At 59.9% G+C, this 12279-nt stretch carries 11 protein-coding genes and 1 pseudogene; 5 read left to right on the top strand and 7 right to left on the bottom strand.

Going from position 1 to position 12279, the window contains the following annotated elements; genetic code table 11:
* Positions 1–772 precede the first annotated feature (772 nt).
* Entirely contained in the window at positions 773–1840 is a 1068-nt protein-coding gene (locus CIC12_RS27860) for a glycosyltransferase family 2 protein (RefSeq protein ID WP_168668977.1), read from the top strand.
* Between the two features lie 147 nt (positions 1841–1987).
* On the opposite strand, the gene CIC12_RS27855 is transcribed toward CIC12_RS27860, so the two are convergent.
* From CIC12_RS27855 to CIC12_RS27840, 5 genes and pseudogenes are all read right to left on the bottom strand, one after another.
* A complete protein-coding gene (locus CIC12_RS27855) occupies positions 1988–2725 on the bottom strand; it encodes a transporter substrate-binding domain-containing protein (RefSeq protein WP_168668975.1) in 738 nt (245 codons plus the stop codon).
* A gap of 171 nt (positions 2726–2896) precedes the next feature.
* The gene (locus CIC12_RS33410) at positions 2897–3808 is read right to left on the bottom strand and encodes an ATP-grasp fold amidoligase family protein (protein ID WP_238812928.1); all 912 of its coding nucleotides are present in this window, start codon (positions 3806–3808) and stop codon (positions 2897–2899) included.
* Between the two features lie 99 nt (positions 3809–3907).
* Positions 3908–5029, bottom strand: a pseudogene (locus tag CIC12_RS33405) (glycosyltransferase); the annotation flags it as partial.
* Positions 5030–5406: 377 nt separating this feature from the next.
* Positions 5407–5742 carry a glycosyltransferase gene (locus CIC12_RS27845; protein WP_168668971.1) on the bottom strand — a complete coding sequence of 112 codons (336 nt, stop codon included), beginning with the start codon at positions 5740–5742 and terminating at the stop codon, positions 5407–5409.
* Between the two features lie 117 nt (positions 5743–5859).
* Positions 5860–6126 (bottom strand): hypothetical protein, encoded by a 267-nt coding sequence (locus CIC12_RS27840; protein ID WP_168668969.1) that lies wholly within the window; start codon positions 6124–6126, stop codon positions 5860–5862.
* 541 nt (positions 6127–6667) lie between these two features.
* On the opposite strand from CIC12_RS27840, the gene CIC12_RS27835 reads away from it, so the two are divergent.
* Both CIC12_RS27835 and CIC12_RS27830 read left to right on the top strand, forming a co-directional pair.
* Complete coding sequence (locus CIC12_RS27835) at positions 6668–7285, top strand: dihydrofolate reductase family protein (protein ID WP_168668967.1); 618 nt, start codon at positions 6668–6670, stop codon at positions 7283–7285.
* Positions 7286–7741: 456 nt separating this feature from the next.
* Positions 7742–8545: a hypothetical protein gene (locus CIC12_RS27830; protein ID WP_168668965.1), complete on the top strand. Its 804-nt coding sequence runs from the start codon at positions 7742–7744 to the stop codon at positions 8543–8545.
* 286 nt (positions 8546–8831) lie between these two features.
* Here CIC12_RS27830 and CIC12_RS33400 read toward each other — a convergent pair whose 3' ends face one another.
* Positions 8832–9119, bottom strand: coding sequence for a BON domain-containing protein (locus CIC12_RS33400; protein WP_238812920.1), 288 nt, complete (start codon positions 9117–9119; stop codon positions 8832–8834).
* A gap of 336 nt (positions 9120–9455) precedes the next feature.
* On the opposite strand from CIC12_RS33400, the gene CIC12_RS27820 reads away from it, so the two are divergent.
* Positions 9456–9716, top strand: a complete 261-nt coding sequence (locus tag CIC12_RS27820; protein ID WP_238812919.1) for a hypothetical protein — start codon at positions 9456–9458, stop codon at positions 9714–9716.
* A gap of 220 nt (positions 9717–9936) precedes the next feature.
* On the opposite strand, the gene CIC12_RS27815 is transcribed toward CIC12_RS27820, so the two are convergent.
* Positions 9937–10233, bottom strand: coding sequence for a hypothetical protein (locus tag CIC12_RS27815; RefSeq protein WP_168668959.1), 297 nt, complete (start codon positions 10231–10233; stop codon positions 9937–9939).
* On the opposite strand from CIC12_RS27815, the gene CIC12_RS27810 reads away from it, so the two are divergent.
* Entirely contained in the window at positions 10156–11886 is a 1731-nt protein-coding gene (locus CIC12_RS27810) for an alpha/beta hydrolase (RefSeq protein WP_274597582.1), read from the top strand. The two genes, CIC12_RS27815 and CIC12_RS27810, sit on opposite strands and share 78 nt — an antisense overlap.
* The last annotated feature ends 393 nt before the right edge of the window (positions 11887–12279 follow it).

The raw sequence follows: 12279 nt of genomic DNA, 5'->3' as shown, positions 1-12279 counted from the left end.
GCGCCAGCCTGTCCGATGGTCTGATCGTGCGCTACGGACCGGCGCGGCCCATAACAACGAGATGCCGGACGAATGCATCGGGCCGCCAGGGAGCTAGCCTGGACGGTTCGGGTTTGACCCGCAGGACAATTGATTGAACGAAGAAAGACCCGGTCAGTAGCGCCGCCCACGGCTGAATACCCACTGTCGATCATTGCATTCTGGCTTCGTGCACCCGAAGTAATGAATGAGTATGTGCGGTATGCAACGAACGGAGTAACGTATTGCCGATTAACAATGCGCCAAACAGTAGCCCGCACAGCCTCAAATTGGTTCGCTTCTGCACGCGTTATGTGCAGAAGCAATTTTTTGAAGAGGATTCGGAAATATTATATTTCCAAAAATTTCTTACGAGCTATATTCGCTGGCATATAGCGTATTCTGTTGCCATCGTGCGCAAGTGCGATGAGCCAGTGCCCGGGCGGCACGTCACTCACGCCCGGCGCCGTGCCTCCGCGCAATTCCTGTACGCGTCATGAACGATAAGTGCGGAGAGGTTTCTGTTTTTTTAACGCGATCTAAAGTCAATAAAAAAGTACTCGGCCAGCGGCTCGAAAAACGCGTCGCTCGCCAAAGCCATAACGTTTTAGTTTTCGATAAGCCTCTTCGCTGCTGTACCAGAGGAGCGGATGCAGACGGCTGACTCACAACCGTTGCGACGCACTTCTGGAGCATGAGTTACAACGCCCGACCGTCGCCCAACGATGGCGCTTCATCACGCACGCACCCTGGTATGACGATCAACACGTCCACGTCACGTTACGAAGCCCCGCTTCTTACCATCGTTGTAGCGGCCTACAACGTCGAAGGCTACATTGAAGAGGCGCTCGCGTCAGTACTTGGGCAACCCTATGGTGACGCAATCCGGCTCGTCGTAGTCGACGATGGTTCCACCGACGACACCTACGCTGCGGTTCAGGCTGCCATAAAGCGCGATGGTCGCAGGCGCGTGGAATTGATCCGGCAAGACAACGCGGGCGTGAGTGCTGCGCGTAACAGAGGTCTCGCAGCGGTCACCACCCCGTACGTGGGATTTCTGGATGGCGATGATATTTATCTCGACGGATTCTCAGCTGCGGTTATTCCGCAGTTAGCCGATCTTGCGTGGGACATCATCGAGTACAACGTGACTATTATTGACGACGATGGACGGCGACTCGAAGACATCAAGATCGTTCCGGCCGGTAGCGAGGGCGGCAAGCGCATGGACGACGCCGGGCGCAGACAGTTCGTCGATCTCTTCCACACATTCGTATGGGCGCGCGTGTTCCGGACGTCGTTGTTCGACGTTGCGTCGTTCCCCGTGGCCAGGCATTACGAAGACATGGCAGTCATGCCGTCGATCTACATGCGAGCGCGTAGCGTGTTTCGCATTAGCTCGCCGCTGCTTGGCTATCGACGCCGCTTTGGCAGCATCACGCAACAGGCGTCTTTGCGCGACATCAAGGATCTGCGCACGAACGGACTTGAAGCGCTCGCGCAATGTGGCCACAGCGAGGCTGCCGACTTCTGGCTTCGCGTGTTCAATAATAATTTCGAGCGTGCGTGCCATGTGGGCGCCCGTGTAGATCGCGGCTCCTTTCGCGAAGCCCTGGATATTCTCTTTGCGATGGCTGCCGATCGTCGCGAGGCCTGTTCCGATCAGGGGCGGGCGACTCCACGGCACAACGCGGAGCTCGGCCGATTGCACCTTAAAGTCGGCGTGGACCGGGTGGTCCATTTGCTCAAACGAATGGTGAAGAAGGCGTTGCGGCGCAGGCTTGACCGCCAGGCTCGACCGCGCCGCCATTCGATCAATTAGAGTCGGGGGCTGACACACCGCGCGGGGCCTGGCTGGGCGGAAGCCACCGCTCGGGCAGATCACGGCTCCCGTCGGGTTAGTAACCCCCGCGGCTCGCATCTAATGGCCATTGTTGTCCGGGCCAGGCGGCAACTGGCGGGTACCGCCTCACCCTCGACGGCCGAGGGCAGGGTCGATCTCGTTGTGTGTCAGGCCGAATCTCGCCATGCGAGCACGGTGGTTTGGCGAGCCCAGATATAACCGTAGCTGTTCGTTTACCGCATTGAGCAAATCGCTGCTTCTTCTATTAAACGAAAATGCTCCGAGAGGAAGGTTTTGCTGCCGCTCGGGCGATCCCGTCTCGTGCTCCACCGCCTCAAGGACCGAGTCGCCGATGCGATTAGCCAGTATGCGATTTCCCAGGGCGGTGCTCGCGTATGCATCGATCGTCCCCGAGCGTACCGCCGCGATTGCGTCGCTCTGGTGCTCGAAGAGAGTTATTTGATTCTCGACGACACCTGATTCTTTCGCCGCGTCGTGCTGTACCTGACCGGCGATGATGCCGAGACGTGCATCGCGGCGTTCGGCAAGTGATGCGTAGCTTTTGAGTGCTTTCGGATTACCGGCCCGCACGAGGAAGCCGTCTCCGATCGCCCATACGGGCACGCTGAACGCCACCCGAGCGGCACGTTCGGGCGTCACGAAGAGCGGAACGTTCATATCCCACCGGCCGGCCTGGACGCCCGGCAGCAGTTCACTGAACGTCGTCAGATGATGCTCGATCCGGGTGACACCGATCCCCCGAAGAACCGCTTCGGCCAGGTCAATGTCAGCACCGGTAGCGATACGATTCGCGTTCGTCCAACCGAACGGTGGTTCGTCGATATAGGCAATCGTTACCTTCATCGCTGTATCTCAAGAAGGGAGACGGCCTTCGACATTTTCCGGGCCGATTGTCGATGATTCTACGTGTATGCCAGAAGGCCGCACATTTTTCGCCGCGCTCCGCCTCCTGGAAAGTGAAGGCCGAGCCGGCTGCGATAGAACCACATTCACGCGCCGACGATCGGATATAGCTCAGACGCCACGCGCAGCGCTGAGCAATTCTCCCCACTCGTAGTCGACGCGATCCGGGGTGAAAGGCAGTACACCGGCGCCCGGCGTGAAAGTCAATTCGCCGAAATAGAGTCGATTGTCAAAAGCATAAAGGTCGACGCGGACATATTCGAAATCGCTCGCCAGTGTTGCAGCCGCTTTCAGAAGCGCATTCAGGTTCGATGGCGGCACTAACCGGTGATCGCTCCGCTTGTACGGCCCAATTGCGATTTCCATGCGGTTCCAACTGGCATCGTACACATCTCCGCGTGTGTTGCTACCAAACCGGTCGCTAATGACAAGGATATACATCACCGGTTTTCGGAGGTTTCCCGAGAAACAATGGATTTTGAAGTCGGCCGGAATGTTTCCGTTGCGATCGAGCAGCAGGGTCTCGAAGAAAATGCGTGGCTTGATCTCGCGGTAATGCCTCTCGCGATCCACCCAATAGAAATCCGTGGAGAGCCATTTCTCCTCAAGTTGCTTTAATTCCTCAAACGAGGTTTTGGATTTGTCCGTGACTATTTTGACAAAACTGCTGCCATGATTCGCTTTCATGACAAACTGATCCGGCAGGCTATCGTAGACTTCGCGGCAAAAATCGGCGGGTGCCGCAATCAGTGGAACAACATGTTGGCTGCCCAGTTTTCCTTCGACGTACGCACGTGTGGCAAGTTTGTCGCTCAGTATCGCGTAGCGCGGATCGGGTCGTAAATTACGTTGAAGTATCTGCTCATTGAACGTCACGGGATTGCGCAGTCGAGGGAAGCGCCCAATGCACTTCTTGTGCAGCAAACGAAGGAACAGGGCGTCGGGCAACAGTGATTTCCCGGCTTCCTTGAATCCGCGGATCAGGCTCTGCGGTTCGGATTGATGCGAATGCTCGCCGGGCAGAGCGTGATTGCCATTGCAAACGTCGGTCAGTTTCTCAAGAAGCTTGACTGCTTCAATGCGCGAGTTGAATTGCGCCTCGATCTTATGACGCGCGTTCGCTGCTATTTCCGCCAGGTTGTACATGCCTGCGGCAATTTCATCGATGACCCCCGCGAGGCCGACCGGATCGCGCTCTTTCACGAGAAAACCTGACACACCGTGATCGATTAACTCAGGAATGCCTCCATGACGGGACGAAACGGCTATGACGCCCGAGGCCATCGCTTCCATCAGCACGACCGGCACCCCTTCCATGTCGCCATCCGACGCAGTCACCGAGGGGAGCACGAAGATGTCGGCTTCATTCATCAACGCCCGTACCTTCTCGTGAGGTTGCCCGCCTAGAAAACGGACATGCGATTCGAGATTCAACTGGACTACCAAAGTTCTCAGCGAATTTTCAAGTTGACCTGAGCCGACGATGGTCAGCTTCACCGCAGACTTGATATATGTCATCGCCCGAATCGCATATTCGACACCTTTCTTTTCCGTCATTCTTCCAATGAGCAGAATACTCAACGTCGTCGGTGATGAGTTGCACCTCGAGAACGGAAATGTGTCGATATCCACACCCATACGGCTGACATGGATCTTTGCGGGATCGCAACCCCAGCCCCGAATGCGCTCTGCAAGGAACTGACTGACCGGCAGAAAGAGTTGGCCACATCGAAAGAGGCGAAGATAGTCGCGACGATAGGAATCAACCAGCCGGTGGCTCGTTACGTCGTGGCCGTGAAAGACAGTAACCAGGGCTCCAGAAATCAGTCCTGCTTCGCGCAAGTATTGCGCACGAACACCGACCATGCCGAAATGTGCAATGACTGCTTCGTACTTCATGCTCGAGTTCATGCTCGAGACGCGCGCAATATCGGTCGCCGCCGCCCACCGTCGCTGAAGCACCGCCCGCGCCGCGACACGACAGGCATGGTGTGCGCGGCGATCGTAAAGTCCGCGAAACACGAGTTGTGCAACAGCTAGCATTTTTGCAGCGCGACTCGCGCCGCACTTCGGACTCGCGAAGGATGGACATTCGCGGTCTATCACCCGGACAAGCGAGTCATCTCCCCGCGTGAGGCCCAGAATCGAAACATCGGCGCCAGCATCTCGTAGCGCCTTCGCTTGTTCTATGATGAACGTTTCGGAAAGCACAGGAAAGCGTTGCGCAATGATAAGTATCCGCATGAATCGGCCCTCGTTAGGCGTGCCGGGAACAGATAACCACGTGCGCCTCACGCGAAAAACTGAACGCTTATCTTATTGCTCTTGACCTTCGCGAGACGCAAAGCGCACATGAGGCGCCTTATAACTCCCCGAGTCTTGCGCGTCCGTTGTGGATGCCTGGCGTTCCATACATCACGAAGAAAACCGAACGCATTCCCGCCGAACGTTTGTGAGCGAATGCCGATCGCGGTCTCAGGACCGACGCGTCAGTGCGATGAGCGGAGTCTGCCGCTAACGAATACGTAGCACACAAACATCCTCGCACGGCGCAGACATTGCAAAAGCCCCCCGAATGCGCAGCACAACCCCAGACGCGCCGCTACCGACACTTGCGCCGCTCATAAAGCGACCATTGACCCGCTTGACTCACCAGCACAGCATCGCAGTCGTTGTTGGCAAAGACATTCGCCGGCAACGGCTCGATCTTGTGAATATTCCGATGGCGTCCGATTGCGCGAGCGTTTGACGCCGCCATAACGGGCATTCTTCGCATGCAGCGCGTCAACAATGAGCCAGGTGCGGTCGCGGGAACCGTCGTTGACGAAAGTGATGCGGCCTTTGTCACTCACTTCGCCGACGTCGGTCAATCGCTCCGCAGGCGCGAGAAGCCGCGTACCCGTTTCGGGCAGCACTTCTTCGTTGTAGCGCGGTACGACCAGATTCAGCGTCGTCATAGGCAAACCCCCATTTCTGAAGCTGCCTCGACCCGGAGTCAGGCGTTTAACCTATTGGACATTAATACGCATTTCCGATCACATGCAAGCGCAAGGGCCTCGCGTGTCCGAAAATCACTAAAACAGCGGGGAAAACGCCGAATCTGAGGGCGTCAGCCGCGCCAACAACGTTTGCGCATCGGGCGAAGGGTCGGTGTTTTTTGCCGTGTACGAAATTCGCGACATCGCTGTGAACGACAGGGTCATCGCCGACACGCCCATTCGCGGCGGGAAGAACTCGTTGCCAATGTTGCGCGCGAAAAACCCGAAGATGACGAAATCGAATACTTCGAGCGCTCCGCCGGTGCTGGCGACGAGAATGGTCCAGCGTTGGGGGGTGGTCATCGACGCCTTGCGGGGTGGGGCTGAATCGTCGAGCATGAAAATCCCTGATGTCGCCGGTAACGACAGCGGTTACGAGCGGGTGCACCGCGGCAAAGGGTTCCAGGCACCCACAATCCGGCTCCCGCGGTGACGCAAGATCGTTCCGGCTCAATCATGATGGACGACAATCCGCCGGCACGAAAGGTCTTTGGTTTCGCGCGGTGGTCCAGGCCAATGGTCGACGGGTAACGATGCAGGGCATGCAGCGAGGCAGCCATTCATGGCGGGCACAGCCTCACTGGGTTGCCGTGAACGGCTTTTACATCCTCAGGCGGCGAACGCAGCACACTGCCCGAGGCCCGAGGCCGACATCGCACAGGAAGTCAGATCAGGCGACGGCCGCCAATCCATTCAAGCGCAGACTGTTTCGCGGCACGCCGGATTCAGGGTTAGGCCTCGCGCGGTCATGACGTGCAGCGACGTGGTGTGGCGCCTGTCGATTCCGATGCGAGTCGATCGTCGTATCGACAAACCGATCGCATCCGTAGGCCCGGAGAACGTTATGCGCAAGCTCATTGTTTTCACTTTCATCAGCCTCGATGGCGTCGTTCAAGCTCCAGGCGGCCCCGAAGAAGATACCAGCGGCGAATTCCGCTTTGGCGGCTGGATGGTTCCCTACGCCGACGAAGCCGTCGGCCAAAACCTGCAGGAGGTGCTCTCGGAACCGTTCGAGTTGCTGCTGGGGCGTTGCACCTACGACATATTCGCGGGGTATTGGCCGCACGTGCCGTCCGACTCAGGCAGCCGCGCCATTGCCGAGCTGTTCAACCGCGTACCCAAGCACGTGGCCACGCATCGACCCGGTCTTCTCGACTGGCAGAACAGTCGCGCGCTGCAGGGCGACCTCATCGACGCCATACGCACGCTTGAACCGCAAGACGGCGCCAATCTATTGACGTTCGGCAGCGGCGCGATGGTGCGCCAACTGCTCGCCGCCGGTCTGGTGGACGAGCTTCGGCTTCTGATTTACCCCGTCATGCTTGGACGCGGCAAGCGCTTGTTCGGCGACGACGCACTGGCCCGCGCTTTCACGCTGGCTCACTCGGTCAGCACGCCCGGCGGTGTGCTGATTACCCGCTACCTGCGCGACGGCGAAGTGCGCACCGGATCGTTCGAGTAAAGCGGGTATCTCCGCAGGGAGCCGGCAATTTCGCATGCTCTCCCGGGCAAGACGAATTGCCGCCTAACGTATCCTTCAAGGCATCCTTCAAGCCGAACCCATTTCGCGGCTCGGCTCAATGTTTGTGTTCGGGCGAAGAGGCGAATTCATGACACGATTCGCATCAGTCTTCGCCGGCAATTCAAGGTCACCAGTCGATCGCTTTCCGATATGCCATTAACGGCGGACTGGTCCCGGGTCAATGCAAACGACATATAACCCTCGAGGGCACTGACAGCGGTCCGCGAAGGGCGTCCCATGCGCAACACCCCTCATACCCCCACAAAAAAAAATCCTCACCCTCACCGAATGTGCTAGAAATAACAACTGCACGGGGGCACCGGCAAACAGCCGTACGGGGCAAGCGAGCAAAGCGATCTTGGGCTTTCAAAATTCTTAATCGCCGCGAGGTGAATCATGAGAATAAAAACGCTTTTAGGGTTTGGGGTGACGACGGTTGCCTCGGCGCTAACGCTGCAGTGCGGCCCTGCGTGGGCCGACGGTCCCGAAGCCGCCTATGCGGCCGACGAGGAAGCGCCGGCTGCCTCGCTCAGTCCGGATGAATACCAGGTCAACGCGGACGGCATGAAAGAGGATCCGAAAGCGAAGATGTCGGATGTGGCTCGTGCTTATCGCAACGGCTATATCAATCGCGGCAAGGAGGATCAGGCCGGTTATAACGCGATGATCGAATCGCACAACCACGGCCAGCGCAAGCCCACCAACACGCCGGTCGCCCGAGTGGACGTGCCGCCGTTGCCGGCCGGCCTTCCCGAAGACGACAACTCGAAGTACACCACCATCCCGCCGCAGCCTCGCCAGTACGCGCAGCGCCAGGTCTCGCAGCCGCGCCAGGTGCCGCAGCCGCCACAGCAACAGCCGCAGCCGCAGTACCGGCAGGCCTATCAGGAGCCCCAGTACGCACCGGCGATGCCGATGCAGTACCAGCCGGCGCCCGAGTATGCACAGGCGCAGATGCAGCCGGTCTACGCCGACAGCCAGCCTGTGTATGTGCGGCAGGAGTATGCGCCGCCGCCTCCGGTCCAGTATGTTCAGGTCTACGCGCAGCAGCAGTACGACGAGATGCCGGTGGTCGAAACCGTGATGCAGCCGGTCGCGCCGCCTGTCGCCTATCAGGTCTATCGGCCGCCGGTCTACTACAGCGCGCCGCGCATGTATGCGTACCGCGCGCCGGTGGTGAGCTATCGGATGTGGCGCTGACGCGTTAGCCAGGCGTCGCTGGCCGGCGGCGCAAGGCCGGCGCGCAAAGCGAACGCCTGGAAAACAATCGATGGGGTTTGTGTGGGCTCGGCAGATTCACGCCGAGCCCTGAGTCCTTGCACGCACGAGAAGTGCGATCACGCAAGGCGCGCAGATGGCGCCTCAAACCGGAGTGTTGCCCGGTCGGCTCATGCAAACCAGACTGGTCATGTAAAAGCCGTTACGGCGGCATCGATGCTGAACGTTCGATGCCGTCGCGCCGCGCATCGGCGACACCGTGTCGAGCCTAGTGACCGCTGCTGTGCCGTGTGCGCACCGTCAACCGGTTCGTCACGGCCCTGACGCCGCGAACCGATCGTGCGGCATTTCCGGCCCGCTGAATCTGTGAGCGCTGCGGCACGCTGCCCGTCAGCGTCACCACGGCGTGGCGCGCCTGCACATGAATCGACGCGGAGTTCAGCCCGGTCGTGCGCGTAAAGGCGCGGCGAACGTCGCGCACCAGCTGGCTATCGGTTCTGGCTCGAGACGCAGACGTCGTGATCGACTGGTTCTGCGCGGACGCATCGTTCGGCATGCCTCCGGGCGTCTGCGCAAACGCATACGTTGCGCCAATCGCGAGGGATACGGCGACAATCGCGCCGACTATTCTGCTCGTGCCGTTTGTTCTCACTATTTCTCCTTTGCCGGTTTGTCCGGGTCTGCCTTTGAAGCTGCGTGGTGCCAGCGGGGGGCGAAGCGGTGAAACGTGACGCCGCCTCGATAAGCGTGTGCGACCGCCGGATCTGATTATATGCCGCGCTGACAGTCGCATAGGCCAGCAAGCGAGCGTCGCGTTGACGAGAAAGAAGGCGACCAAGCCTATGTTGTATTGACTTTGCATCGGTCCGCGGCTTTTATAAGAGCTCGAATAGTGACGACTGGCAGAGTCGCGGAATTGGTCGCCGGTGAATGGCTCGCAAATGGCTCGCAAACGGCTCGCCCGGCAATCCGCACTGGCCGATGCGGTGGTTTATTCAGTTGGGGTCTCGTGCGTGGCAGCCGGATCATTCCGGCGGCATTGCACTGGTTGGGAATTGAATTCGGTTCGGATGCAGAATGGAGCGGAAAACAAAACAGAATCGAGTTCAGTACAGCCGGCCGAAAGTTGATTGAAGAATTGAAGGGCAAATGACGGGTTAATTGCAGTGGATGCCGGATATATGGCGGCTCGGCGGCGAGGTGCGCAAGCGCGGTCACTGGCGGGATTCGGCGCCGTTCGACCCCTGTTGAGGACCGCCGCGGACGAATAATCAACCGCAGCTTCAAACTGTGACAGCCCCATGTCTTCTGGACGAAGCCGGCCTTGCGACGACGGCCGCCTCGGCGAACGCACCGTATCCTTGCGCAGTTCATCAACCCGTCATGTGCGTAAGCGCACCGACGGAGTGCATTACGCCGGCGCGTAATAGAGCGAAAATTCCTCGTTCAGAAAACCTGATATGGCCAACGCATTGGAAATGCTTTCTGCTACACCCCTCGACAATCGGCGCGAGGATAGCGAGGCGAATAAAGTCGACTTCAAAATGCATCCCGTCAGTTTTGGCGGCCATTTTGGTTGGCTTTCCGAACCGTTGCCAAAATCCGGTAAAAATGGCAAAGCGGGCATCGTATTTTGCGCTCCGCTCGGTCACGAAGCCTTGTGGTTGCATCAGACTTTGCGCTCGCTAAGCGAGCGTCTCGCGGCCCGGGGATTCGTGGTCCTGAGATTCGATTATGCGGGCACCGGCGATTCCATCGACCCCGGCGGCCTGGTCGAACCGGATAAATGGGTGGATGAGGCCGTCGAGGCCGTGGGCTTCATGAGACGCGCGACGGGTGTCGAGCGAGTCGCGCTGGTGGGATTCCGCTTTGGCGCGATGGTCGCCGCGCAGGCAGCGCGGGCGGCGCATGTCGATACCGTGGCGCTTATCGCGCCGGTCGTCGGCGGACGGCAGTTCGTGCGGGAATTGAATGTGCTGCAGCGCACCTGGCTGGAGAAGGCCAGGCAAAACGTTCGTGACGACGCTGACGTGGCGGTCGGCGCGTTCGACGTGCTGGGGCATCGCTTCAGCCGCGCCGCCATCGACGCGATCGCGCAATGCGATCTGCGCCGCGCGACAGCATCCCCGGCGAGCAAGCTGCTGATCGTCCATCCCGGTGACCAGGGTCCCAGTAACGAGTTGGCGGACCAATATGGTGCGCTCGGCGCGCAAGTCGATTCGCTTCCATTTGTCGACTACGCCGAGGCGCTGCAGCCCTCGTGGCAGGCAAAGCTGCCCGAGTCGACCCTCGCCTCCATCGAAGCATGGTTCGGCCGCGAGTTCGAGCCGTCGTTCCCGGCGACGGGTTTTCCGCCTGCGGCATTCAACACGGTGGCGTCGCTGCTCGCGTATCGGCGCTCGCGCGGGTTGAGCGGCGCGGTCGAAAGACCCGTGGAACTCGCCGACGGACGTTTGTTCGCAATCCTGTGCGAACCGGAAAACCGTGCGGAACGTGCGCCGCTCGTCGTGATCGCCAACACGGCGGCGACCAGCCATGTCGGCGACGGCCGCTTTAACGTCGAACTCGCGCGCTCGCTGGCGCGCGCAGGCTTCGCCTCCTTGCGCGTCGATGCGCACGGCATCGGCGACAGCCGCAACGCATGGATGGTCGCCGATCCTTCCTTGCTCAGCTACGAGCAGCTTGCCGCCGATACGTCGCTGGCGGTCGATTGGGCGGTGGCTAGGGGGCATCCACGCGTGGCCGTGTTCGGCATCTGTTCGGGCGCGTATCTCGGCCTTCTCACCGCCACGACCAATCCTGCGGTGCGGGCGCTGTTGCTGGTCAATCTGCAGGCCTTCGATTTTCCGGCCGGTTTCCGGATGTGCGACGCCACGAGGATCGGTGCGGGTTCGACGCGCGCCCACTTTCGGGCAATGCTGCGGGTGCGGAAATGGTCGCAGGTTCTGCGCGGCGAGGTCGGTCTGCGGCCTGTGTTGCGAACCCTGTCGCGCTATGCCGTCGACGCTGTGGTCAGCAATGTCGCGGCCTTGACCGGCGACGCAAATCGCGCCACGGTGAACAAAGGCTCCCGCGCCCGGCAGCGCATGAAAGATCTCGATGCGCGCGGCGTGCGTGTCAGGTTGCTGTTCAGCCCGCTGGATCATGGGCTCGACGAACTGCGCATGCACTTCGGACCGGGCGGCCGCCGGCTCAACAAGTTGTTGCACGCGCGTGCGATGGTCATCCCGAACATGGACCACGAAGTCTTGAATCGTGCGGCACGGCAGCAGGTTGCCGCGGTGTGCGAGAGTTTCTTCAATCAGGCGCTCGCTCACGAATAAAGCGTGCGACGTGTACGAGTGGGCGCGTTCGTGCGTAGGCGAACGGCAACGGTGGGCCGACCGGCCGCCGCAATCGACGCCCTATCCTGGACCGGCTATCGCCGCGGTGGATTGGGCGATAGCGTCGTCGAGCGAGTACTCGACGAGCCGCTCCAATCGCTGATCGAACCGATTCGCACGCGCCGTTGCGAGTTGGCGAAAGAGCGGGCCGGGGTGCCGGCGATTCTTCGTCGTAGCACGATGCGCGCGCGAGAGGCCCTCGCCGGACAGGTCATCTACGCCGGCGGGGGCCGCTCACTGCACAGGACGGCAGACGCAACGCGCACGACCGGCTGCGCTTTCCGGTCAGGCGGATTGAGAACCGCGTCGCCGCATCATCGAACTATTTAACGT

The organism is Paraburkholderia sp. SG-MS1 (assembly GCF_012275575.1).
Classification (GTDB): Bacteria; Pseudomonadota; Gammaproteobacteria; order Burkholderiales; family Burkholderiaceae; genus Paraburkholderia.
The sequence above is the reverse complement of the archived record's forward strand: the minus strand, read 5'-3'. Positions and strand labels throughout refer to the sequence as shown.